Genomic DNA, 24,035 nt, shown 5'->3' with positions numbered 1-24,035 from the left:
GAGGCAAAAGAGCCAGAGGGGAATGCCCCCGAATCTTCGCCATGACGTATAATCAATCGTGCTGTCACAATCCGCAATGGCTTCATAACTTTAGTTCGACAGACAACAGCACGTACTTACGTTTCGCCGTGCGCCAATGCTTTCTGTTCCCATTTTGTGGGAACGATCCACAATTTACGCCCGACCACTAAGCTTCGGTTGCAGTGTAGGGCAATGGGAGGGAATTTGTGTGTCTGTCTCTGCTCAAGGGGCTGTGACATGGTAATAATATATCATTTGTATTAATTGGCAAAATAATAAAATATGACTCTTTTGAATATGTAGATACATATTTTGTCTGATGGAAGGAGAAAAATACAATGCAAAGTAGTTCTACTGTCGCATCAACCAAGTATATTTATGATAATATTGCAAATAAAGTAAGTGAAATTTTAACTTCTCTTGATATTGAAACGGAGGATGAGGAGGTAGCTAGTGCACAAAAAAATGCAAAGGAAATATTCAGCATACTAAAAGATGAAATAAATGAAGAATATAGTGCGTTAAGTAAAAATGCTGAATGGGATAGATTTACAATAGCCTTTTACGGAGAAACAAACGCGGGCAAATCAACAATAATTGAAACTTTAAGGCTATTGCTAAAGGAAGAAACAAAAATACTATCCTGCAATACATTTAGAGAACTTCAAGAAAAAAATAATATAACACAACAAGATTTTGATACATTACAAGAAGAAATCTTGAAACTAGAACGAGAAAGTGAACGTATCAAAAATGATATTAATATGCTTGAAAAATCATCCAGCGAGGAAATTAAGGCGAAAGAGGCTGAAGTTAATTTATTAAAAGAACAGGTTGATGAAGAACAAAAAGCCCGTAATTGGTGGCAAAAAATTGTCCATTTATTTATAAAATCAGCAATAGATAAAGAATATGGCAAAAAACAAAAAATATTTCAGGGTTTATATAGAGATTTAAACAATAAGAAAAACGAGCTAAATAAAGCGTTAAATGTGACACAGTTGCAACATGCAGAAGTAACACAGAAAGAAAAGGATTTACATGATAGGTGTAAAATCCTCGAAGAATATGCTGATGGAAAAATAATTGGTACTGGTGCTTCTGATTTCACTCGAATAAATACCACATATAATTTTTCTATTGAAAAAACAGAGTTTTCACTGATTGATGTTCCTGGTATTGAAGGAAATGAAAAAAAAGTTTCAGATTCCATTATGGAGGCTGTTCAAAAAGCACATGCTGTATTTTATGTTACTCGTAAAGCGGCTGCACCACAAACTGGAGAAGGCGTTGAAGGGACGCTGGAAAAAATAAAAAAACACTTGGGGGCTCAAACGGAAGTATGGACTATATTTAATCAAAATGTTGTAAATCCAATCCGTTTGCAAAGGCCATTGGTTAGCTCTGATGAAAAGGACAGCCTAAACGATATGCATAATGTGCTTAGTAAGCAGTTAGGTGAACATTATTGTGGAGAAATTGTTCTTAGTGCTTATCCTGCATTTTTAGCGGCGTCAAATTGTCTATTGCCGGGTAGTGTGAGCGTTAAAAGAAAAAAGAATTTTCTGAAACAATATAGTGCAGAAGAATTATTAACTATGAGTGGTGTCGATGAATTCATTAGGAAAATTAAATATGAGATCATTGGCAATTGGAAACAAAAAATACTACTATCCAATTATAATAAAGCAACGGTTACTTTGGATAAGGCTATTATTCAAATAGAGAAAATAAAAAAGGAAAAATTTGAACCACTTGTGTTACAAATGGAGAAAGCTATAAAGGATGCTAAAATCAGCATAGATAATGGCTATTATGGGCTAGAGGGACAACTTGACAATGTTGAGCAAGATGTTGTTGAAGATTTCAAAAAAAAGGTTAGAGAAGAAATTTACAATCAGATTGAAGAAGATATAAGCAATGACTATTTTAAAAGCCAGCTAAAAAATATAATAGAAAATAAAAAAGAAATTTTGGAAAAAGAACTAACTGATGGATGGAATCAAAAAATAACTGATTTTAGAATCGACTTGGAAAAAAATATAGATCGAACACTTAAGAACTTAGGGATTTTAGTTAGTAACGCATCTCACAATCCAAAGTTGGGAAAATTTGATTTAGATATTAGCGTTGGGAGTACGTTGCAAGGTAAATATATTATTGGTGTTGTGGCATCTGGTATTGGTTTAGCTCTAGCTTCTGGTGGTGTTGCTATAGTATTAGCGGTTGCTTCGCTTGTTTTCAATCTCTACAAAGCAATTAGAAGTTTTATTAGTTCTAGCTATAAGATGGAACAACAAAGAAAGGATGCAGATGAAAATATACGGAGAGTAGCTAATGACATAAAGGATCAGATTGAAAAATCAAAATCGATACAATGCAAAAACATAGATGAATGTTTAGTTAAGTTAAAAGTAGAGTTGGATAAACCATTAAATGTTGTAAAAGATATTAATAATTGTTTAGAAAATACAAAAAAAGATTTATATAATTTAAGGAATTCATTAGATAAAGGAGTATAATATGAACAAAAATGCAACTGTTGAAAAATTTAAGGAACAAAACCGGAAAATTGCATTGTTACTTGACAAACTCAAGGAATTTGTTGTTAAGGGCGAAAAACTTGGTGTAATAGTTGATCGGAGTATTGACAACAAGTTAGAACGTATTACCAATTTGATTGGTGGAGAGGCCAGATTGAAAATAGCTTTGATTGGCGGATTTTCAGAAGGAAAAACTTCTATAGCAGCGGCCTGGATGGAGCGGTTAGATAAAAATACAATGAAGATAAGTCAACAGGAATCTTCTGATGAAGTCAATGTTTATATTGTAGATGAAGATATTGAGTTAATTGATACGCCTGGTCTGTTTGGATTTAAGGAAAAAATTAACGATGCAGGAGCCGTGGAGAAGTATAGAGAAATTACAAAAAAATATGTTAGTGAAGCACATTTAGTGCTTTATGTTATGGATTCAGCTAATCCTATAAAAGAAAGTCATAGAGAGGAATTGGTTTGGCTTTTCCGCGAATTGAATCTTTTGCCAAGAACTGTGTTTGTTCTTAGCAGGTTTGATGAGGTATCAGATATAGAAGACGATTGGGATTATCACGAAAATTTGAACATAAAAAAATCGAATGTTATCGGTAGGCTAAAAAACGTTTTAAACTTAAGCAATCAAGAAGAAGAGGAGCTTCAAATTGTTGGAGTTGCAGCAAATCCATTTGGCATGGGTACAAGTTATTGGCTACAAAATATGGATCAGTTCAAGAAAATTTCTAAAATTGAAACGTTACAGGAAGCAACCCGAAAGACGATAAGTCACAATGGTGGATACGTACCCTTGGTTTACGAGATGCAACATAGTGTAATTCAAGATGTTTTATTACGCCAAATGCCTGAGGTTAAGGCGCAGAAACAAGAAATAGATAAAGCAGTTGATGCATTAGAAGAAAATTGCGATAGCTTGGAAAAAAATATAAATGGCATTGAAAAAAATATACCAATAGTACAACAGAATTTACTAAAATCAATTAACTCATATTTTGACGACCTAATAGTTCAGGCTCGTGGTTGCGGAATAAATACTGTACAGGCTTTCCTAGATGCGGAAATTGGAAAGGAAGGCTGTATAATGTACTCTCACCTACAAAATGAAATTGCCAGGAAGACCAAAAGTATTGAGGCAGATATAGATAAGACGACATTAGAATTTAATGCAAATTTAAATCAATTTGATTCAGCCGTCGCAGGCTTAAGCAAAAAAGGACTTTCTTACTTAACAAGTAACTCAAAAACACTTTTTAACTCTCAAAACGTGTTAGCAGTCCGGGACGGTGTTGTAGGCTTGGGTAAAATGATGGGCGCTGATTTAAGCAAGGTATTAAAATTTAAACCATGGGGTGCCACAAAATTAGCAAATAGCCTTGGCAATGTGGTGGCTTTTGTTGGTATGTTTATGGAAATATGGGGTGAGTATAAAGAAAAAAAAGCTGAAGAAGAGTTTCATGCTGCAATGAATAAATTTATTGAAGATATGGGAAAAATACAAAAAGAGATTATTGAAATGATAAACTCTTCGGATTTTGCTGAAAAATTTTTCCCAGCGTATGTTAGTCTAAAAGAGAACTTAGATCTAGAAAAGAAAAATATCAGAGATTATAAGGATAAGCAAAGCCAATTTAATAATTGGTGTCAAGAAGGTGTTGTGATTGAGGCGGAATTTACGGAATTAAGTTCGCATATCTAAACTACCGTAACCAATATATCATGATTAATAAAGGTAATATTATGGCTGAAAAAGATCAAACACTAAGCAAAAAGATAATTGACGAATTTCATGATCTTAACATTAATTGTTAGAATATGATCTTGACCAAATCTCCAACAATCGTAGCTAATAATAATACGGGGGGCAGAAGTTTTGACTGCGTTGAGGTTTTTATATGAAATCACCCTGTTCCTTGATAGTTTAGGCGTATTACAGTTTGTTTTAGGTATATTGGCTGTTTTTGGGGCAATAATATTGGCAGCGATTTTTCAATTTTGTTGGATTTTTCTTAAAGATGAGATGAAGGTTCTTATAGGCGTATTGCTATTTGTTTTAGCATGTTATTATCTGTTGCCGTATGTTTGGGATGTTTTGAAGTACCTGTTTTACCTTTTGATGTAGATTTTCGCGTATATGCTTATGTCTTTATAAAAAAATTTAAAGGTTGCCTGTGTGGCAACCTTTTTAGTTTTTCCCTGATTTATACTTAAATCATCCTAAAGAAACTATTAGAACATCAAAGGAGGAATTAATTATGAGTTGGTGGAAAAATGGATTGTTGTTGGGTGCAGGCGGTATCGCAGGATTGGCTATTGCAGCATGGTTAGAGTCTGAAAGAATTTTTGATGATGACCATTACACTGTTAAAAGAGAGACCAAAAGGGAGCCGTCCACTGCGGAAAGCATTGAGGCATTGATGGAAAAAATCCGGGATGAAGCCAAGTGGGCCATGGATGAGTGTACTACTGATGAACAGCGGGAAAAGGTTTATGAGGAAGTAAAGTCATCCATCCAGAAGCTTCAGGCTGCTCTTGAAAGGAGTGGGGATAAGATTATTTCTGACCTTAAGGCTTCAGCAGTGGAGAATGAGGATAATGAAATGAGTGCCACTGACCCGCTGATACACTACAGAAGCACTCTGGAAAAGCTCCTTAAGGATTTGGATAATAGCAAATCGACAGGGGATAATGAAAACATCATAAAAATGGAATTACCTAACAGCACAACCAGAACTGATGTAAGACCGTCATAATAATGATGATACTGGAGGGAGTTTATCAATGACAATAAGTTTTGAAGATTTTGATCACAAGGTCGTAATTAAAGTAGTAGGTGTTGGCGGTGGAGGAATTGAAGCGGTAAAATACATGATTAAAGCTGGTGTAAAAGATGTTGAGTTTATTACTGTAGATACTGGTACTGTTTGCAATGTAGGAACCGAAACTGTAAAACGTATTAGTAAATCCGATGGGAACTATGTTGAATATATTGATGTATATTCCAGTACATCAAATCCTTTGGCTACCTCCCACATAAAACTTGGTGATGCTACAAATTTTGATCCTGAGTCCGTTGCCAAGGAGGCTGATGAACACAGTGAAGAAATTCTCTATGCACTTCGAGGCGCAGATATGGTATTTATAGTAGCTGGTATGGGTGGGGTTACTGGTAATGGTGTAGCTCCTATAGTAGCAAGGTGTGCCAAGAATATTGGTGCTCTCACTGTAGGGGTAGTAACTTGTCCGTATTCTTATAGAGAAAGTATACCATCCGAACGTGCCACACGTGGTATTGAGGATTTGCGTCGCACTGTTGACCAAATTATTATCATCCCTAATGAAAAGGTGTTTGGTAATCTTGATAAAACAACTTCAATGGCCGATGCTTTTAAGTTAGTCGATGATATTATATGCCAAGGTGTTCGGGCTATTTGTGACCTTGTCAGTGATGCAGGTTATGTGAATTTGGACTTTGCTGATGTTAAGTCAGTTTTGAGCAATGCCAATCTGTCATTTATCGGTATTGGAGAAGCTGTCGGTAAAAACGCTCCTGTTGCTGCTCTCCGTGAGGCAATAAAATCGCCTCTTATGGAAGTCCCGTTATGCGATTCAAAAGAGATTATTATTAGTTTTGTGGGTAATGCGTCACACCTTAAGATGATGGAGCTTAATGAGGCCGCACAAAGTATTGCTGAAGAAGCTCATCCCGAAGCAAATATCCTCTGGGGAGTTTCTGTAGATGATAACATGGGTGACACTATCCGTGCCGTAGTTGTGGCGACCAGCCCCCGCAAACAATATCCCTAATAATGTAAAATTTCAAAAAACTATCTGTTAGGGGCTTGGGGATATTAATCTGAAGTTAAAAAATATGTAGGTTGAGGTGGTATACGATATGGACTATAAACCGATTGTTTTTGATAAGGAATATTCTGCCTTTGAGTACGGGCCTGATGATTGGGATCCTTTTACAACTATACTGGTGTTTGATGACAAAAATTGGATGCATTACACGCTTACCGCTGATTTACCAACCAAGGCTTATGGAAAAATACGGTTGAAATTTGAATATTGTGGCTGTGAAACCTGTCATTTGGAAATTAATAACCTTCAGGGCCACTATAAGGATGCACGTTATCTAACTGTTTTTGAATTTAGCACGGAGCTGTTCAAAAAACATATTATTAAGTTCATGGAGAGGCATATCAGTAGTTGGGACGAGGAATATGCATTTACTGGAGAAAAAGAAGTAGTAGCGTTCTATAATGCTGTATTGACAGCTCCTGATACCAAGCTGCTGCGGGATTGGGCATAATTATTCGAAAATAGTATGAACACTATGGGGGGAGGTGCGTAAATTTGAGCAGAACCAGTAGGAAACAGCAACATAGGAAATATTTTAAAAGGGATATTAACAGGAGACCATTAAAACCAATTCCTTATGATGATCAATTAAGCCATTTTGTGCTTTCAGGTGATACGGATTTTCGGGACGAAATGTATACGCAATTGTTTCTTGATGATTATGATTGGATGGTTTATAAACTTAAGACATTTTTTAATACCAAGGATTACGGAAAATTGACCATCGAGTTTGAGTATTTTGGTGGCGGGCTGTGTGATTTGCACGTGATCCAGGAAATAGAAAATAAGATATACGCTCATAAAATATCTTTTGACAGTGATATTTTTAAGGAACATATAAAGGCATTTATGAGAAAACATATAGAGCATTGGGGTGATAAGCAACCTTTCAATGGATTGGATGTAGCCATAGGATTTTATAACGGTGTGTTAGAAAATTTCACAAAATATGAATTACAGAAATTTTCGCCGGAAGACAATGTGTACGATAATAAGTCTCTATGGTCTATATCTTATTGGTGAGGTGATAAAATGAAGCAACAGGACAGATATATTTGTTTTTTATGTGGTGAGCGGCGGCGCAGTTCTAATGGGGAGCCACCAGCGGGGAAATGTCCTCAAGGCGGTGAATATAAGAGTCATATATGGCTTGATGATAAGCGTATACCACGGCGCTATCGGGAATATATCAGGAACAAGGAGGCAGGGCCTCTGACCCCGGAGCGTATGTGTGCTCTGGGTAGTTACTATAAAAATTCCCCCGATATGAAGAAATCTTCAGAGTGGTTTCTAAAGGCTGGTAATTTGGGCAGCGTAGAGGGCATGCTTGCTATGGGCAGTGCATATCTAGATGGGAGTGGGGTTACAAAAGATATTGGGGAAGCTATTAAGTGGTATCAAAATGCTGCCAATAAAGGAAATAGACATGCAAAACAAGTTATGCTGGAATTGCATGAAAAATATAATACGGGTGCAACATTGGAATATGTTAAGAAAGAGGCTAATAAGGGAAAATTGAAGGCTGTTCTTTTGCTGGCCCGTTCCTATGAGGAAGGAAAAGTAGTTGCGCAGGATAAGACGAAAGCTATGGAATTGTACCGCCAGGTAGCAGAGAAGGTTACAATAGGACCATCCTTTATGATTGGTGGGGCGATGATAGGGGGCGCACTTTGGGACGGAATTATTATGGATGTTTTGGCTCAAACAAATGAAAATAACGTATACGATATGACACGACGGGGCTACGCCTATGAGCACGGGACCCATGGAGTAGAGCAGGATAAAAATGAAGCCTTGAAATGGTATCAAAAGGCTGCCGAGGCTGGAGGCACCTATGCTATGTTTGTTCTTGGAAATGAATATGCAAGTGGAGAACACCAAGACAAGGAAAAAGCTTTAATGTGGTATCGAAAGGCTGCTGAAAAGGGCTTGGCATCTGCAAAAAAGAAGCCTAGCCCATGGGAGTCTTCTTAATTGGCCTATGAAATGACGAAAAATTATATCTGACGAGTCTGTGAAAAAAACTCTGTGACGAACCTAAAAATCCCGCCTGATGGTGACATGACGCCAACCGTTAGACGGGATAAGTCTTTTATATGGTAAAGTATTAAAGTTCTTGAGCCAGTTTCTGAATTTCCTCTTCCGTGAGGTCGGTGTATTCGGCGATTTTTTCGATAGGTTCATTTTTTCGGAGCATATTCATGGCAGTGTGGCGGTTAGCGTTTTTTTCGCCCTCAGCGAGGCCAGCCTTATGCCCCTCTTCAAGCCCGGCGTTATATCCCTCTTCGCGGGATACACTCATATCGGTATTGTAGTCCATAATGGCCATTTGGCGGTTTATGTATTTTAGCCGTTCTTCGAAATCCATCATAAATATGTCAGTGTCATTAACGGCTTTTTTTATAGTAGCGTCACTCATGGCAAGTTCCTCCATTTCCTCCGTATTCAGCTTGTTTGAGAAGTAGGCCAGCCACCGTTCCATGCGGGACATCTCAACAATTAAATTGTAATGTATCCGTGATTAACAATCAATAATATTTATATTAAGTAAATATTATTGAAAATTGTGCAAATATTATAAAGTATAAAATGATAACTCATTTAAAAGTATAAAAGATTTTTTAAAAATAATAGAAAAAATAAAATAAACATGATAATATAGTGGAGAGATGATAGATTTGATAAATAATAGATGTTATTGTATTTTGATAACTAATATGTTATCATAACTATGAAAGGTCAGTTAAATGCACAAGATAATATTTTATGTAGATAAAAAAGGAAAATCTCAATTATTAGAGTACTTGAATGAGTTGGAGCAAATTAATAGTAAGGACAGTCGGATTAAGCTGACTAAAATTCGTGAATATGTTAAAGCATTGGCTTTGAATGGTACATTTCTTCCAGAAAAATATGTGAAACATCTTGATGGAGAAATATGGGAGCTTAGGCCACTGGATAATCGTATATTATTTGCCGGATGGGTAGATGGTGCTTTTGTGTTACTGCATAGTTTCATAAAGAAAACCCAGAAAACACCAAAGCGGGAAATAGAGCAGGCTAAAAGGGAACTATTGGACTTCAAGGAACGGGAGGGAAAAGCATGAATTATACAAAAGGTGGTTTTCCTATATGGGATGAAGAATTTGATCGGGAGCATTTTACTCCGGAGGAGATAGCAGAGAGTGATTTAAGAGCTGAACTCATAACAGCTATGATTAAAGCCAGGCAAGAAAAAGGACTTAGTCAACGAGAGTTGGAAGCTATAAGTGGGGTCAAGCAGCCACAGATAGCACGTATTGAGCGTGGGGATACGAATCCGCAGTTAGATACGATGCTTAAGGTCCTTGCTGCGATGGGCAAGACCCTTGCTATAGTGCCGTTGCCTTCAAAAATATAATTGAATAAGTAATATTAATTCACAAGTACAAAATCCCGCCTGATGGTTGGCTATGCAGCAAACCGTCAGACGGGATAAGCTATTTTTTATGGTAAAGTATTAAAGCTTCGTGGACAGCTCCTGAATCTTTTCTTCAGAGAGGCCGGTGTATTTTATGATTTTTTCGATAGGTTCTTTAGCTTTTAGCATATTCATGGCCACTTCACAGATGCCCTCTTCGCGGGATACACTCATATCGGTATTGTAGTCCATAATGGCCATTTGGCGATTTATGTATTTGAGCCGTTCTTCAAAATCCATCATAAATATATCAGTGTCATTAACGGCTTTTTTTATAGTAGCGTCACTCATGGCAAGTTCCTCCATTTCCTCCGTATTCAGCTTGTTTGAGAAGTAGGCCAGCCACCGTTCCATGCGAGTCATTTCACCAATAGGCTTTTTCTGGAATTTTGGTACTTCGAGAAAATGCAGCTCTAAATCCTCATTTAGTCGGCGACCAGTTTCAATGTTATAAATACTATACATTGAATGTAGTGGCTCATTAGGGAAGATTTCATGTCCCATAATATTTATGGTAATGGCCGGATTTAGTACGTTATACTTTTCACCCTTATGCAGCCCCATCAAATACATTTGTGACCAGTAGAAGAGACTGCGCCGTTCCATGTTCTTCTTGTTGATAAGTTGAACTTCCACATCGATTTTGGTTTTGTCCTCTGTTATGCAGAAAATATCAAGACGGGTCAGCTTGTCATCTTCATAGTACGGAACAATTTCACTGTTTTTGAACTGAATATCCCTGATAGCCTGCTTGCCTGTGCGGTTGAGTATGGCGTTCAGTAAATCAATGGTGATATTCTTCCGCTCATCTTTGCCGAAGATGAATTTGAAGAGGACATCATTCATAGGATTGTATCTCTTGTTGGCGATGTCGTTTTCAACTTGTTGCTGTGCAACAGAACGCTGGTCTTTCATGGTGAATCTCCTTTGCGCCAAATAAATTATAACATGAAAAAGATTATTAGGGTAGAAGCTGTTGGGATTAGGTAATGTTAAGGCAGGTCACTAGATTCTGTTAATATAATAAAACAAAAATAAGAACAAATCAAAGAATTTTTTAAAAAATATTAAAATAATTTTGATAATTTACAATACTACGATGATATATTAAGAAACAAGTGGTATTGGGCGTTTTTAGCAGGATAGCAGCAGTATATTGTATAACTATACCCATGAAGATGATATATGATATAGATAGAATATGGGCAATACAAAATCCCGCCTGATGGTGGCGTTTTGCTACCTGTCAGACGGGATGTGTCTTTTAAAGACAATATAAAATGAATTTATAAGCCAGTTTGAGCAACTTTGCAAATTTTTTCATTGACGGCATCAGCAATAAATGTGTTTAAGGATATGCCCTGAAGCTTGGCTGCGATAGAGGCACGGCGATGAAGCTCTGGCTGAAATCTGACATTTATTTTTCCAGAGAAGGGTTTTTCTGGATCAATCCCATCAGCCTGGCACCATTCCAGATAGTCATCAACAGAGGCCTTGAATTCGGCTTCAAGCTCCTTTACTGACTCGCCCTGGAAGGTTATGACTGTTCTGGTATTAATGACTTCACCGGTAAAAATGTGCTGTTCTTCATCAAAGGCGGCTTTTCCAATATAGCCCTTATACATCATAATTATTCACCCCCGAATTGTGTAAAATATATCATTTGGCATAGTAGAATTTTTTTATTCATATATTAATAGTACTATTATTTAGTACTATTATCAATGCAACGAATCATGATATCTCGTATTTTATTATTTGTCAGCATTCGTTGAAGCGTGATAACTAATATGATATGCTCCCCTTATTAGAGACAGTGAAAAATAAAACTGTCATCATAGGGGGGATTTTTTTGCGAATATTATCTGCACAAATCTCTTGTTACTATATCTCTTCAGCGATATAATTGTTACAAAGGAGTGGTCGTATGGTTGTTTATCATGGTTCTGATCATATTGTTGAAAAACCGGTATTTCATGGGGGCAAAAGGAATAATGACTATGGCTATGGCTTTTATACCACGGAAAGTTTGGAAATTGCCAAAGAGTGGGCCTGTGCCAGGAATACTGATGGTTTTGCAAATCGATATGAACTGGATACGGAGGGACTGGCCATCCTGAATTTGAATTCATCGGAGTACAATATTCTTAATTGGCTGGCTTTGCTGACGAAATACCGCAGCTATTGGCAAAGTGGCAGTATTGCTGAGGAAGCCAAGGATTATCTGCAACAGCATTTTTTTGTTGACCCGGATAAATATGATGTGATTATTGGTTATCGGGCAGATGATTCATATTTTAGCTTTGCCCAGGATTTTATAGCGGGAACAATTTCCTTAAATAAACTGTACGAGGCCATGCGCCTTGGTAAGCTGGGGGAACAAATTGTATTAAAAAGTGAGAAGGCCTACAGCCATATTAAATTTTTGGGGGCAGAACCGGCAGAGGCCAGTGTTTGGTATGAGAAAAAGTCTATTAGGGACCGGGATGCAAGACGGGCATATCGTAAAGACAGAACTCAGACCGACAGCGCATCAGAGATTTACATGCTGGATATTATGAGGGAAGGGATGACAAATGGCGATTCGCGCTTACGATGAAATGTATTTGCATAGTGCCCAGAATATATTGGGACACGCTGTGGATTTTGCCATTATGTCTCTGGAAATAGAGCCAGATGATTTTGGCAAGGCTTTGATGGTAAGCACAAGTGCAAGGCAATTTGCCAAGGGAAATCCCCGTTATGTGGCGGGGATGAACGGCTGCGAATTTGCCAGATATGTTTTGGATGAAGCCCTTATTTCGTATCCTGATGTAGAGGACATTATGTATCTGGATAAATCCCCGGAATACTGGGCAGGCTGGGCATTGGCCTATTATCAGTGGTATGCAGATTTTTCCTTTGGGGATATTTTGAAGGTGGTTTCATTGGAGGATATAATCGGCATGTATTCCCTTTACCATGAAATGGATATATCCCATTTTACGGAGCAAATCAATCAGCTTATGGAAAAGGCCTATACTCAGACGCGGCTGCGGGCAAAGCGGGATAATTGCGGACTATCCCAGTCAGAGCTGGCAAAAGAGGCGGATGTGCCATTGAGGCAGATACAGCTTTTTGAACAGGGTCAGCGTGATATTAATAAAACCTCGGCCATTACACTGTATAAGCTCAGCAAGGCTCTTCATTGCCAGATGGAGGAGCTGCTGGAGCCGTTGATATGATTTTATGTGTGCTGATCAGACTTAGGGGGTAGATTAATAATGGAGAGAATTGGCAATACGGGTAATACTGGTATGAATGATTGCACTAATATTCTGGATTTTATAAATAAGGTGATGGAGGAATGTAAAAAGGAAATGAAAAATCTAGGCCATGTAAATCTGATAATAGCCGGCAAAACAGGCGTTGGCAAAAGTACCTTGATAAATGGCGTATTCCGGGAAAAATTGGCAGAAACAGGCATGGGGGAGCCGGTTACCAGGTATTGCCAAAGAATAGAAAAGTCCGGGGTTCCGATTAGAATTTACGATACCGTTGGGCTGGAGCTGGATAAGGAGCGCCAGGAAAAAGCAATTGAAGACATACGTAACCTGATACAGGAAAAAATAGATTTGGGCCCTGACCACGCAGATGAATTTATTCATTGCCTATGGTACTGCATACAGGCGGACTCCGATAGATTTGAGGAAACTGAGCGTAATTTTATAAAAACAATTGCCAGTGAATGTGATATTCCGGTTATATTGGTAATCACCAAGGCATATCTGAAAAAGCATGCAAGAGAGTTCATGGAAGATATCATGAAATACAATTTGCCTGTGAAGGGAATATGCTGTGTTTTGGCCCAGGCCTATGAGGATGAGGATTTTGCCGTAAAGGAATACGGGCTGGGTGAATTGGTGGAAAAGACTGTTGATGTAATGCCGGAATCAGCACGCAGGGCCTTCACAAATTCACAGAAGGCATCCTTGAAGCTTAAGTACGATGAATCCATAAAGATTATAAAGCAGACTGTTTCCTTGGCATTTGGTGCAGGATATAATCCGCTGCCTATGTCTGATGCAATTGTACTGATTCCTATACAGATCAGTATGTTTGCACGGATAACCTCTGTATACGGAATAAATATGACCAAAGCCATGATAAGCTCCATTGCCAGTTCCTTGTTGGGGATTGCCGGAGCAACATTTTTAGGCAGAACAATAGTGGCTAATATTTTGAAGTTAATTCCCGGTATTGGAACAATTGGCGGTGGCACCATAAGCGGTGCAACAGCTGCTGCCCTGACCTGGGGATTGGGACGGACATATATAAAGCTTATGGAAAAATTATTCATGGGTGATATAAAGATCGAAGATCTGGAAAATGAAAGCGTAAAGGAAGAGATACGAAATTTGTTAAAAGAAAATTTGGCGAAGAAAGGCGAATAAAATATTATTGGTGCGGAAAGATTTGGGCGAAGTATGGCGGTATGGTATAATTAGAAAATGAGTAAGTTATGGAGGATTAAGCATGGAAGAAAGTGTGCTTGAAAATAATATACCCTTTGCCCATCTCCACGTACATACGGAGTACAGTCTGCTGGACGGGGCAAACAGAATAAAGCCATTGGTGAAGCGGGCCAAGGAGCTGGGCATGAAGCACCTGGCCATTACGGACCATGGCAATATGTTTGGCGTTATTGATTTTTATAAGGCTGCCAAGGCGGAGGGCATAAATCCCGTTATCGGCTGCGAGGTTTATATGGCCCCAAGGGACCGTCGGGAGAATTTTGAGGTGGATGGTACAAAGTACTATCACCTCATTTTGCTGGCTGAAAATGAGACCGGCTACAAGAATCTGGTGCAGCTGGTGTCCAAGGCAAATATTGAGGGCATGTATTACAAGCCCCGTATAGACAAGGAGCTTTTGCGTCAGTATCATGAGGGGATTATTTGCCTCAGCGCCTGTATTGCGGGGGAGATTCCCGCCTGGATTCTTCGTGGGGACATGGACAGGGCGGAAAAGTCCCTGCAGGATTATCTGGAGATTTTCGGCAAGGATAATTTCTTTATTGAAATTCAGTACCACGGCATGGAGCAGGAGGTTAAGGCCAACAAGGGGCTTATTGAGCTGGCCCAAAAGTACAATATCGGTTTGGTGGCCACAAATGACGCCCATTATTTGACCCGTGAGGCCAGTGAGTTCCACGATATTCTTCTCTGTATTCAGATGAGCAAAACCGTGGATGATCCCAGCCGCATGAAGTTTTTTGGTCAGGAGTTCTATCTCAAGAGCCCTGAGGAAATGGCCAAGCTGTTCCCTGAATACCCTGAGGCCATGTCCAATACAGTAAAAATTGCTGAGCGCTGTCATGTGGAATTTGATTTTGAGCACCGTCATTTGCCGTTGTTCCCGTTGCCGGAGGGTATGACAGATGAGCAGTATCTGAGAAAGCTGTGCGAGGATAACCTCCCATCCCATTATTCCGAGGAAACCAAGGAGGTCCGTGACCGCCTTGAGTACGAGCTGGGTGTCATACATACCATGGGCTTTGACAGCTACTTCCTTATTGTTTGGGACTTTATAAATTATGCCCGCAGCGAAAATATTCCCGTGGGGCCGGGACGTGGCTCCGCGGCAGGCAGTATTGTGGCCTATTTGCTGGGGATTACGGATATTGACCCACTTAAATATTCCCTGCTCTTTGAGCGCTTCCTCAATCCTGAGCGCGTAACCATGCCTGATATAGACGTGGATTTTTGTTATGTGCGCCGTGAGGAGGTTATTGAGTACGTTAAGCGCCGCTACGGGGAGGACCATGTGGCCCAGATTGTTACCTTTGGTACATTGGCGGCCAAGGGCGCTATAAAGGATGTGGGCCGGGCACTAAATATGCCATTCAGTGAGATGAACAAGATTACCAAGCTGGTACCTTCAGAGCTTGGTATTACTATTCAGAAGGCCTTGGACACCACCAAGGAGCTGAAGGCTCTCTATGATGAGTCTGAGGAGATTCACCGTCTGCTGGATTTTGCCATGGGGGTGGAGGGCCTGCCAAGACATTCCTCAACCCATGCGGCGGGTATTGTGATTGCCCGCAATCCTCTTACGGACTATCTTCCAGTTATGATGACGGACGGCACATTGGTGACCCAGTATGACAAGGACCATGTGGAGGAGCTGGGACTTCTGAAAATGGACTTTTTGGGCCTTCGTACCCTTACAGTACTTGATGATGCCATTAAAAATATAAAGAAAAATCGGGGACTGGACGTGGATTTGAGAACCATTCCCCTGGTGGATGTGAAAACCTCTGAAATGCTCTGCAAGGGCTTTACTGGGGCGGTGTTCCAGATGGAATCCAGCGGCATGACCAATATAATCAAGGAGCTGAAGCCTGAGGGCTTTACGGACCTTATTCCATTGGTGGCCCTTTACCGCCCGGGCCCATTGGGCAGCGGCATGGTGGATGACTTTATCGCCGGCCGTCACGGCACCAAAGAAGTTAAATATATGCACCCCCTTCTGGAGCCAATACTTAAGGAAACCTTTGGCGTGGTTCTATATCAGGAGCAGGTAATGCAGATTGTGCAGGTGCTGGCGGGCTTTACTTTGGGACAGGCGGATCTTCTCCGCCGTGCCATGGGTAAGAAAAAGGCGGCTATTCTGATGGCCCAGAAGGAAAATTTCCTTAAGGGCTGTGATGCCAACGGAATTGACGCTGATCTTGCCAACAAGATATTTGATTTGCTGACCCATTTTGCGGACTATGGCTTCAATAAGTCCCACAGTGCGGCATACGCCTACGTGGCATGGCAGACGGCATATCTTAAGGCCAATTATCCGGAGGAATTCATGGCGGCCATGCTGACCAGCGTTATGGATACCACGGACAAGGTGAGCGTGTATATTGAGCAGTGCCGCCGTATGGGCATTGCAGTTCTGCCTCCTGATATAAATGCCAGCTCCGTAAACTTCAGCGTTGACGGAGATGCCATTCGCTTTGGACTGGCGGCTGTGAAAAATGTGGGGGATGCTGCCATGCAGAATCTGGAGGAGGAGCGTGCCAATGGCGGCCCATTCACCTCCCTTATGGATTTTTGCACCCGTATCGATATGCGCACCATTAATAAGCGGGTTATTGAGAGCCTTATTAAGTGCGGTGCCTTTGATTCTATTGGCGCAAGGCGGTCTCAGCTTTTGGAGGTGTTGTCCAAAACTGTAGATGCGGCGGCTGTGTCACAAAAGGACAAGGCCACAGGCCAGATGGGGCTCTTTGATGATGAGGTTTTAAATGACGTTACTGAAGTAAAGCTTCCGGATATTCCTGAGGTGGATCGCAGCATAATGCTCATGTGGGAAAAGGAAATCACCGGCTTCTATATTACAGGGCACCCTTTGGATGAATACAAGGAAATTCTGGATGGCCTTACCCCTATCAGCGATATTGTGGCTGGAAAGCTGAGAGATGGCAAAACTGTGAAGCTGGGGGGCATGGTGGTGAGCGCTAAGCGCATTGCCACCAAGAAGGGCGATACCATGTGCTTTATGGAGGTGGAGGATTTCTCCCATTCCATGGAAGTGGTGGTGTTCCCTAAGGTCTTTTATAACAGTACCAATGCTTTGGAGCCTGATTCTGCAGTTATGGTGGCGGGCAAGATCAATTACACCGACGAGGGCATCAAGATTTTGGCAGACAGGGTATGTCTCCTGAAGGATTACAAGCCAGATATTTATATTGCCATCAGCGCTGCCCATGAAAATGAAGCGGTGTACAAAGCAGTGAAGGACGTGCTTACAACCCATCAGGGGGAGCATATCGTATATATTTATTATTCAGCCCGCAAGAAGGTTATTAAGACAGAGCGGGCCATGTGGATTGACGGCTCCGAGGAAGCCATTTCCCTCCTTAAGGAAATTCTTGGGGATGATTGTGTAAAGACAAGATAAGCATAGGATAACTGGAAAGTTGAGGTTATTTTTATGACTGATATAAAATGCGGCCCAAAGACCGGGGTATTTCTCCTGGCCGGGGGCCACTTCATGGTTGATTTCTATAATAATTTTCTCCCGGTGCTTTTGCCCATAATCATGGTGCGGATGGACATGTCCCTTACCATGTGCGGCCTTTTGGTAATGGTGCTGTCCATAACCTCCAATTTGTTTCAGCCCATTTTTGGCTACTTTTTTGACAAGCACAATTTCAGCAAGTCCATGATATATGCGGTGTCATTGGCGGGAGTCTTTATTTGCCTCGTGGGCTATGCCCCAAACAAGCCCGTGCTGTTTTTGCTCTGCGCCCTTTTGGGAGTGGCGGTGTCTGCCTATCACCCCTTGGGCACCTCTCTTTTGAGGAAGGTCAGCAGCAAAATGAATCTGGGCCGCTCCGTTTCCTTCTATGTGGCTGGGGGAAATATTGGCTTTGCCCTGGCTCCTGTGCTGGTGGTGGCCTTTTTGGACCGCTATCCGCTGGAGAGCCTTCCCGTGCTGATTATTCCCGGGGTGTTGCTGGCAGGGGCCTATATTTTCACCAATTTGTGGAATCTCCATTCAACAAGCGACAAGCCCTCTGATGAGGCGGCGGAAGCTGATTTTAAGAGTATTTTGCGAAACATTGATGTGGTGAGGCTGAACCTTGCCATGGGCTTTAGATGCTGGACCCATGTATGTGTTGTTACCTTTCTGCCTCTGCTGATGCAGAGCAAGGGCATATCCCCTGTGATGTCGGGGACACTTTTGGGAGTGTTTCTGGCTGGCTCCGCCCTTGGGGGCCTTTTTGGGGGCGAAATAGGGGACAGAACCAATCATAAAAAGGTAATGGCCTATTCCCTGATTTTCTCATTGGCTCCTGTTATTTACTTCTTTTTGATGCCAAATGACAGTGTAATGGCCATTATTGCCCTGTTTTTGGCAGGAGCCCTGCTGATGGCTTCCCAGCCAAGCTCAATTGTGTGGACAGGCCATCTGATGCCTCAGTTTATTGGCGTGGCCAGCGGTATGATGATGGGCCTTTGCTACGGTATTGGCAGTATTGGTGCCGCAGTGACAGCAGTGTTGGGAGACCATATCGGTCTGGAAACAGCCCTTCTTATAAGCATAGTGCCAGTATTTTTGGCCATTGCCATGGTTATAATCACCCCATACAGGGAAGAATAAGAGCTTTAACCATAAATTTTTTAACCATAAGAAATTCAAGAATAAATTTTTAAAGAATTACGCCGAAAAGAAGCCTGCTCTTTTGACTATTGTTGAAAGAACAGTCTTTTTGTGTTATGATATTTTAGTTAGAGTGTTTATTGGATTATCTTTCCAAACACCATGAAAATACTAATGAAAGCGAGGCGATTATTTGCCAGCTATAACTTATGAATTAATAAAGCAGGACCCTGCCACAGGGGCCAGGGCCGGTATTATTCATACACCTCATGGCAGCTTTCCAACCCCGATTTTCATGCCTGTGGGAACTCAGGCATCTGTAAAGGGGGTTTCTCCGGAGGAGCTTCACGATATGGGGGCTGGGATTATTCTCAGCAACACATATCATCTCTTTTTGCGTCCGGGCTCCGATCTGGTAAGGGAGGCCGGGGGACTTCACAAGTTTATGAACTGGGACGGGGCTATTCTTACGGACAGCGGAGGTTTCCAGGTGTTCAGCCTTGGTGATCTTCGCAAGATTACCGAGGAGGGGGTTACCTTCCGTTCCCATATTGACGGTTCCAAGAAGTTCCTGTCTCCTGAGGTTTCCATGAAGGTTCAGATGGATTTGGGCTCTGATATTGTTATGGCCTTTGACGAGTGCATTCCTTATCCTGCTGATTACGATTATGCCAAGGCCTCCACAGCCCGTACCACCCGTTGGGCACAGCGCTGCAAGGAGGTTATGACAAGCCCTCACCAGGGCCTCTTTGGCATCGTTCAGGGCGGTATGTACAAGGACCTCCGCACCCGCAGCGTAAATGAGCTGGTGGAAATGGATTTTCCTGGCTATGCCGTTGGCGGCCTCAGTGTAGGGGAGCCAAAGGAGCTTATGTATGAAATGCTTGACCATACGGTGGAGCAGCTGCCAAAGGATAAGCCAAGATACCTTATGGGGGTTGGCACTCCTGATTGTCTGGTGGAGGGTGTTATGCACGGCATTGACATGTTTGACTGTGTATTCCCTACCCGTGTGGCCAGAAATGGCACAGCCATGACCTGGAATGGCAGACTGGTAATGAAGAATGCTGAATTTACCAGCGATTTCAGACCTCTGGAGGAGGGCTGTGACTGCTATGCCTGCCGTAATTTCAGCCGGGCCTATATTCGTCATCTGGTCCGTGCCAACGAGATATTTGGTTTAAGGCTTTTATCCTTGCATAATCTGCGGTTCCTGCAAAGATTTATGCATGAGATGCGTCAGTCAATTATTGAGGAGAGATTTGGCGAATTCCGCCGCAATTTCCTCGACAATTATAACTATGGGGCAAAAAACAATTGCTGCAATTAATTATCTGCCCAGAGAGCAGATTAAGGGGGTAATGTAATGGGGGAAGATTTCTTCGGACTTGGTGGAGCGGCACCGGTTATTCTGATGGTTATTCTGTTTTACGTGCTGCTTTATCGTCCCCAGAAGAAACAACAGGAAAAACAGCAGGACATGGTGTCCAAGCTCAGACGGGGAACCAAGGTGGTGACCCGGGGCGGCATCTACGGCAGAGTGGATATGGTCAAGGAGGCCACCATTATGCTGGAGGTTGCTGAGGGCGTGGTTATTGAGGTAGCCAAGTCCATGATTGCCACAGCCATTGTGGGCAGTGAGGAGGAGCGCAAGGAGCTTTTGTCCGGATCTGCACCAAAGGATGAAGCTGTGGAAGAAGCAAATGTTGAGGAAGCAAAGGATAAGGAATAATGGAGAAAGACCTTAATCTTTTGAAAAAAGAGCTCAGAAAGACTGCTCTTATTAAAAGACGGGCCATGCGCCCGGAAAAGCGGGTGGCTGAAAGCCATGGTATTTACAAGCAGCTCAGGGATTTTGAGCTGTACAAAAAAGCCTCCTGCGTTTTTTGCTATGTTTCAGTGGAAGAGGAAGTTCAGACCAGGGAAATATTGAACCAGGTGCTGGCAGACGGGAAGAAGCTTTGCATTCCCTATATTGGGGCGCCAAAGACCCGTATTATGACAGCGGCCAGATTGAACAGCTTGAATGAGCTGGAGCCCGGCTACTGGGATATTCCCACGGTGAACAAAGAGAATTATCACGAGGTGAGTCCTGAGGAGATTGATTTCGTGGTGGTTCCCGGCGCGGCCTTTGATAAGGAGGGCCATCGTCTTGGTCTGGGCGGCGGATTTTATGACATATTCCTTAAGAAAACCCAAAATGCTGCGCTGGTGGGAGTTGCCTTTGAGTGCCAGCTCATGGAGGAAATTAAGGTTATGGACCATGATATTCCTGTGGATTATCTTCTTACACATAATGGAATTATAAAATGTTCCAAATAATAAATAATAATTCGAAAGAAGGATGGAAGTAGTTGAGAAAGGATAGTTTATTAAAGCTTCTGGCTGCCATCATCGTCATCGTAGGCATATTCTTTGCCTTTGTTGGCCCATTGGCAAAGTCCATCAGACAGGGTCTTGACCTGCAGGGTGGTACCCACGTGGTGCTGGAAGCAGAAGACACCCCTGAAGCACCTGTAAATGGTGACGCCATGGATCGTGTAGTACGAATCATGGAAAAGCGAGTTAATGAGTTGGGTCTGGCAGAGCCAATTGTTCAGCGCCAGGGCGAGCGCCGTATTATCATTGAGCTGCCGGGTATCAAGGATCCTGATAAGGCAATTCAGGTAATTGGTAAGACCGCAATGCTGGAATTCAAGAATGACAAGGGCGAGACCGTTCTTACTGGTACTGACCTTAAGGACGCCCGTGAGCAGACTGACCAGCAGGGCCAGAATCTTGTAGAGCTGGAGTTCAGCCCTGAAGGCGGCGAGAAGTTCGCTGATCTGACCTCCAAAAATGTGGGCCGTAACATTGCCATTCTCCTTGATGGTGAGGTTCTGACCAACCCACGTGTAAATGAGCCTATTATGGGCGGCAAGGCAGTTATCACCGGTAACAAGACTTTGGAGGAAGCCCACAATCTGGCAATTCTTCTGAGAAGCGGTTCCCTGCCAGTAAAGGTTAACATCATTGAGACCAGAACTGTAGGTCCTTCCCTTGGTCAGGATTCCAAGGATAAATCCGTTTATGCCTTTGCAATTGGCCTTGGCGCCGTAGTTCTCTTTATGATTTTGTTCTATCGTCTGCCAGGTATCATTGCGGATATTGCATTGATGGCTTACGTTATTATCCTGCTCTTCAGCCTGAAGATACTGGATGCAACCCTTACACTTCCGGGTGTGGCTGGTATCATCCTGTCCATCGGTATGGCGGTAGATGCCAACGTGCTTATATTTGAGCATTTCAAGGAAGAATTCCGCACTGGAAAGACCATGCGACTTGCTATGGATGCGGGCTTTGAGCGTGCTTTCACCACAATTTTCGACTCCAATATTACTACTATTATCGCCTCTGCGGTGCTGTTCTGCTTTGGTACTGGCAGCATCAAGGGCTTTGCCATTACCCTGGGCCTTGGCGTAGTGCTGTCCATGTTTACAGCCATTACCCTTACCCAGTTCATGTGCAAGAATCTCATTGCAGCACAGCTCTTTAAGAATCCTGCCATTTATGGTTATGGAATCAGCAACGTGGCAAAGGAGAAGGAGGAGGTGACCAAGCTTGGCTAAGAAGACTGTTGAACAGCAGGTGAAGATTCCTTTTGATATCATGCATCGTTCCAAGATTTGGTTCGCCATTTCCCTGCTTATAATTATTCCCGGTATTATCAGCATGTTCATCAACGGTTTTAACTTTGGTATTGATTTTACAGGCGGTACCATTATCGATATGCGTTTTGAGAAGGAAGTTACCCTTCCTGAAATCCGCGACTCTTTGAGAAAGTATAATCTGGATAACGCTACAATTCAGTTATCCGGCGATGTTACCAATGTGGAGGCCTCCAAGGATGTTATGATCCGTACTGTGGATCTGGAGGAAAACGATCGTAAGGCCGTAATGGCGACCCTGAAGGAAGATGTGGGTGACTACACTGTTCTCCGTGAGGAGAAGGTGGGTGCCACCATCGGCGGCGAGCTCATTATGGATGCTCTTATGGCAACCCTGATTTCCTGGGTACTGATTATTATGTACGTATCCTACCGCTTCGAGTGGCGCTTCGGCGTATCTGCGGTGCTGGCACTGGTACACGATATTCTGGTTGTTCTGAGTATCTTCTCCTTTACCCAGAAGCAGGTGGACAGCTCCTTCGTGGCAGCTATCCTCACCATTGTAGGTTATTCCATCAACGATACCATCGTAATTTTCGACCGTATCAGAGAGAATCTGAAGCTTCACTTCCGTCGTGGCGGTGACCTTTTCGAACTGGCAAATCGCAGTATTTACCAGACTCTCACCCGTTCCCTGTACACTGTATTTACCTGTTTGTTTACAACCTTTGCACTGTACTGGTTCGGCGGTGAAACCACCAAGGATTTCGCCTTTGCACTGCTGTGCGGCTTCTTCAGCGGCTGCTATTCCTCAATCTTTATCGCCAGCCCATTGTGGGTAACTATGCGTAACATTGCGGAAAGCAAAAAGACCGGCAACACCAACAAGCCGGCTGCAACTGAAGCATAAAAACTTAAAACATAAAACATTAAAAGGACTACTTCCGTAGGGGGCAGTCCTTTTATTGTGTAGAAAATTATAGATAACAAAATGGGAAGCCCATGTGCGGAACGCTCTCGCTCACTAGTTTACATAACGGATACTAAGCTCATTCTGCGCTTTCAGCTTGAATTCGCTAAGTACCGATGTAAACTACGTCCGCCCATAGGCTTCCCTTTTATGTTATATTATAACGCCATTGTTCAAATTTTTCTTCTTTAGAAGAAAAATCTTCCAATTAGCGTTTCAACGAGCTGGGAGATATGCTCGCCAGCTGTTGTAGTTTGTTTTCCCCCACCTAAAGAGGTGGGGGACATCTTAAAGCTCGTTATAGACTTCATAAACTACGTTCCGCCTATAGACCTACCTTCTTTTTACTATTTAATATTATGCATAATAAAAGCGCGTTGTCG

General features: G+C 42.0%; 23 protein-coding genes. 20 read left to right on the top strand and 3 right to left on the bottom strand.

The genetic code is table 11. The features are described 5' to 3' along the window. The first annotated feature begins 359 nt into the window (after nt 1-359). The 8 genes from T525_RS0105635 to T525_RS0105600 all read left to right on the top strand — a co-directional run bounded on the left by T525_RS0105635 (nt 360) and on the right by T525_RS0105600 (nt 8,408). Entirely contained in the window at nt 360-2,543 is a 2,184-nt protein-coding gene (locus T525_RS0105635; protein ID WP_027406409.1) for a hypothetical protein, read from the top strand. 1 nt (nt 2,544) lies between these two features. After that, complete coding sequence (locus tag T525_RS0105630; protein ID WP_037325230.1) at nt 2,545-4,269, top strand: LeoA/HP0731 family dynamin-like GTPase; 1,725 nt, start codon at nt 2,545-2,547, stop codon at nt 4,267-4,269. 174 nt (nt 4,270-4,443) lie between these two features. After that, the gene (locus tag T525_RS0105625; protein ID WP_027406407.1) at nt 4,444-4,692 is read left to right on the top strand and encodes a hypothetical protein; all 249 of its coding nucleotides are present in this window, start codon (nt 4,444-4,446) and stop codon (nt 4,690-4,692) included. A gap of 133 nt (nt 4,693-4,825) precedes the next feature. Continuing rightward, nucleotides 4,826-5,323 carry a hypothetical protein gene (locus tag T525_RS0105620; protein WP_027406406.1) on the top strand — a complete coding sequence of 166 codons (498 nt, stop codon included), beginning with the start codon at nt 4,826-4,828 and terminating at the stop codon, nt 5,321-5,323. 28 nt (nt 5,324-5,351) lie between these two features. Beyond that, entirely contained in the window at nt 5,352-6,377 is a 1,026-nt protein-coding gene (locus T525_RS14340) for a cell division protein FtsZ (RefSeq protein ID WP_051533430.1), read from the top strand. A gap of 88 nt (nt 6,378-6,465) precedes the next feature. Continuing rightward, entirely contained in the window at nt 6,466-6,885 is a 420-nt protein-coding gene (locus T525_RS0105610; RefSeq protein WP_027406405.1) for a hypothetical protein, read from the top strand. A 44-nt stretch (nt 6,886-6,929) separates the two neighbouring features. Then, complete coding sequence (locus tag T525_RS0105605; RefSeq protein WP_027406404.1) at nt 6,930-7,457, top strand: hypothetical protein; 528 nt, start codon at nt 6,930-6,932, stop codon at nt 7,455-7,457. 9 nt (nt 7,458-7,466) lie between these two features. Next, nucleotides 7,467-8,408, top strand: a complete 942-nt coding sequence (locus tag T525_RS0105600; RefSeq protein ID WP_027406403.1) for a tetratricopeptide repeat protein — start codon at nt 7,467-7,469, stop codon at nt 8,406-8,408. Nucleotides 8,409-8,541: 133 nt separating this feature from the next. Here T525_RS0105600 and T525_RS14335 read toward each other — a convergent pair whose 3' ends face one another. Beyond that, nucleotides 8,542-8,916, bottom strand: coding sequence for a hypothetical protein (locus T525_RS14335; RefSeq protein ID WP_051533429.1), 375 nt, complete (start codon nt 8,914-8,916; stop codon nt 8,542-8,544). A gap of 265 nt (nt 8,917-9,181) precedes the next feature. Here T525_RS14335 and T525_RS0105590 point away from each other — a divergent pair, with 265 nt between their 5' ends. After that, nucleotides 9,182-9,541 (top strand): type II toxin-antitoxin system RelE/ParE family toxin, encoded by a 360-nt coding sequence (locus tag T525_RS0105590; RefSeq protein ID WP_027406402.1) that lies wholly within the window; start codon nt 9,182-9,184, stop codon nt 9,539-9,541. Further along, the gene (locus T525_RS0105585) at nt 9,538-9,834 is read left to right on the top strand and encodes a helix-turn-helix domain-containing protein (protein WP_027406401.1); all 297 of its coding nucleotides are present in this window, start codon (nt 9,538-9,540) and stop codon (nt 9,832-9,834) included. The genes T525_RS0105590 and T525_RS0105585 overlap by 4 nt, the downstream gene beginning before the upstream one ends. 99 nt (nt 9,835-9,933) lie before the next feature. Here T525_RS0105585 and T525_RS14330 read toward each other — a convergent pair whose 3' ends face one another. Together T525_RS14330 and T525_RS0105575 are read right to left on the bottom strand one after the other, a co-directional pair. Continuing rightward, nucleotides 9,934-10,809 carry an Rpn family recombination-promoting nuclease/putative transposase gene (locus T525_RS14330; RefSeq protein ID WP_037325227.1) on the bottom strand — a complete coding sequence of 292 codons (876 nt, stop codon included), beginning with the start codon at nt 10,807-10,809 and terminating at the stop codon, nt 9,934-9,936. A gap of 371 nt (nt 10,810-11,180) precedes the next feature. Beyond that, nucleotides 11,181-11,522, bottom strand: a complete 342-nt coding sequence (locus T525_RS0105575) for a type II toxin-antitoxin system HicB family antitoxin (protein ID WP_198022632.1) — start codon at nt 11,520-11,522, stop codon at nt 11,181-11,183. 299 nt (nt 11,523-11,821) lie between these two features. Here T525_RS0105575 and T525_RS0105570 point away from each other — a divergent pair, with 299 nt between their 5' ends. From T525_RS0105570 to secF, 10 genes are all read left to right on the top strand, one after another. Beyond that, the gene (locus T525_RS0105570) at nt 11,822-12,493 is read left to right on the top strand and encodes a DUF3990 domain-containing protein (RefSeq protein ID WP_027406399.1); all 672 of its coding nucleotides are present in this window, start codon (nt 11,822-11,824) and stop codon (nt 12,491-12,493) included. Continuing rightward, nucleotides 12,471-13,118, top strand: a complete 648-nt coding sequence (locus tag T525_RS0105565; protein WP_027406398.1) for a helix-turn-helix domain-containing protein — start codon at nt 12,471-12,473, stop codon at nt 13,116-13,118. Before T525_RS0105570 ends, T525_RS0105565 begins: the two co-directional genes overlap by 23 nt. A 39-nt stretch (nt 13,119-13,157) precedes the next feature. Next, a complete protein-coding gene (locus T525_RS0105560; RefSeq protein WP_084276916.1) occupies nt 13,158-14,327 on the top strand; it encodes a GTPase family protein in 1,170 nt (389 codons plus the stop codon). Between the two features lie 82 nt (nt 14,328-14,409). Beyond that, nucleotides 14,410-17,829 carry a DNA polymerase III subunit alpha gene (locus tag T525_RS0105555; protein WP_027406396.1) on the top strand — a complete coding sequence of 1,140 codons (3,420 nt, stop codon included), beginning with the start codon at nt 14,410-14,412 and terminating at the stop codon, nt 17,827-17,829. A 33-nt stretch (nt 17,830-17,862) separates the two neighbouring features. Next, the gene (locus tag T525_RS0105550) at nt 17,863-19,035 is read left to right on the top strand and encodes an MFS transporter (RefSeq protein WP_051533428.1); all 1,173 of its coding nucleotides are present in this window, start codon (nt 17,863-17,865) and stop codon (nt 19,033-19,035) included. A gap of 193 nt (nt 19,036-19,228) precedes the next feature. After that, nucleotides 19,229-20,365, top strand: a complete 1,137-nt coding sequence (gene tgt / locus T525_RS0105545; protein ID WP_027406394.1) for a tRNA guanosine(34) transglycosylase Tgt — start codon at nt 19,229-19,231, stop codon at nt 20,363-20,365. A gap of 36 nt (nt 20,366-20,401) precedes the next feature. Continuing rightward, nucleotides 20,402-20,767, top strand: coding sequence for a preprotein translocase subunit YajC (gene yajC / locus T525_RS15530; protein WP_051533427.1), 366 nt, complete (start codon nt 20,402-20,404; stop codon nt 20,765-20,767). Next, complete coding sequence (locus T525_RS0105535; protein ID WP_027406393.1) at nt 20,767-21,357, top strand: 5-formyltetrahydrofolate cyclo-ligase; 591 nt, start codon at nt 20,767-20,769, stop codon at nt 21,355-21,357. Before yajC ends, T525_RS0105535 begins: the two co-directional genes overlap by 1 nt. 32 nt (nt 21,358-21,389) lie before the next feature. Further along, nucleotides 21,390-22,643: a protein translocase subunit SecD gene (secD, locus tag T525_RS0105530; RefSeq protein WP_027406392.1), complete on the top strand. Its 1,254-nt coding sequence runs from the start codon at nt 21,390-21,392 to the stop codon at nt 22,641-22,643. Between the two features lie 25 nt (nt 22,644-22,668). After that, nucleotides 22,669-23,592: a protein translocase subunit SecF gene (gene secF / locus T525_RS0105525; RefSeq protein WP_027406391.1), complete on the top strand. Its 924-nt coding sequence runs from the start codon at nt 22,669-22,671 to the stop codon at nt 23,590-23,592. The last annotated feature ends 443 nt before the right edge of the window (nt 23,593-24,035 follow it).

Source organism: Anaerovibrio sp. RM50 (assembly GCF_000622005.1).
In the GTDB taxonomy this organism is placed as follows: domain Bacteria; phylum Bacillota; class Negativicutes; order Selenomonadales; family Selenomonadaceae; genus Anaerovibrio.
The sequence above is the reverse complement of the archived record's forward strand: the minus strand, read 5'-3'. Positions and strand labels throughout refer to the sequence as shown.

What these genes read in the sequence shown, in the direction of transcription:
- T525_RS0105635 (WP_027406409.1), top strand. Translation starts at nt 360, where the DNA reads ATGCAAAGTAGTTCTACTGTCGCATCAACCAAGTATATTTATGATAAT.
- T525_RS0105630 (WP_037325230.1), top strand. Translation starts at nt 2,545, where the DNA reads ATGAACAAAAATGCAACTGTTGAAAAATTTAAGGAACAAAACCGGAAA.
- T525_RS0105620 (WP_027406406.1), top strand. Translation starts at nt 4,826, where the DNA reads ATGAGTTGGTGGAAAAATGGATTGTTGTTGGGTGCAGGCGGTATCGCA.
- T525_RS14340 (WP_051533430.1), top strand. Translation starts at nt 5,352, where the DNA reads ATGACAATAAGTTTTGAAGATTTTGATCACAAGGTCGTAATTAAAGTA.
- T525_RS0105610 (WP_027406405.1), top strand. Translation starts at nt 6,466, where the DNA reads ATGGACTATAAACCGATTGTTTTTGATAAGGAATATTCTGCCTTTGAG.
- T525_RS0105600 (WP_027406403.1), top strand. Translation starts at nt 7,467, where the DNA reads ATGAAGCAACAGGACAGATATATTTGTTTTTTATGTGGTGAGCGGCGG.
- T525_RS14335 (WP_051533429.1), bottom strand. Translation starts at nt 8,916, where the DNA reads ATGGAACGGTGGCTGGCCTACTTCTCAAACAAGCTGAATACGGAGGAA.
- T525_RS0105590 (WP_027406402.1), top strand. Translation starts at nt 9,182, where the DNA reads ATGCACAAGATAATATTTTATGTAGATAAAAAAGGAAAATCTCAATTA.
- T525_RS0105585 (WP_027406401.1), top strand. Translation starts at nt 9,538, where the DNA reads ATGAATTATACAAAAGGTGGTTTTCCTATATGGGATGAAGAATTTGAT.
- T525_RS14330 (WP_037325227.1), bottom strand. Translation starts at nt 10,809, where the DNA reads ATGAAAGACCAGCGTTCTGTTGCACAGCAACAAGTTGAAAACGACATC.
- T525_RS0105575 (WP_198022632.1), bottom strand. Translation starts at nt 11,522, where the DNA reads ATGATGTATAAGGGCTATATTGGAAAAGCCGCCTTTGATGAAGAACAG.
- T525_RS0105570 (WP_027406399.1), top strand. Translation starts at nt 11,822, where the DNA reads ATGGTTGTTTATCATGGTTCTGATCATATTGTTGAAAAACCGGTATTT.
- T525_RS0105565 (WP_027406398.1), top strand. Translation starts at nt 12,471, where the DNA reads ATGGCGATTCGCGCTTACGATGAAATGTATTTGCATAGTGCCCAGAAT.
- T525_RS0105560 (WP_084276916.1), top strand. Translation starts at nt 13,158, where the DNA reads ATGGAGAGAATTGGCAATACGGGTAATACTGGTATGAATGATTGCACT.
- T525_RS0105555 (WP_027406396.1), top strand. Translation starts at nt 14,410, where the DNA reads ATGGAAGAAAGTGTGCTTGAAAATAATATACCCTTTGCCCATCTCCAC.
- T525_RS0105550 (WP_051533428.1), top strand. Translation starts at nt 17,863, where the DNA reads ATGACTGATATAAAATGCGGCCCAAAGACCGGGGTATTTCTCCTGGCC.
- yajC (WP_051533427.1), top strand. Translation starts at nt 20,402, where the DNA reads ATGGGGGAAGATTTCTTCGGACTTGGTGGAGCGGCACCGGTTATTCTG.
- T525_RS0105535 (WP_027406393.1), top strand. Translation starts at nt 20,767, where the DNA reads ATGGAGAAAGACCTTAATCTTTTGAAAAAAGAGCTCAGAAAGACTGCT.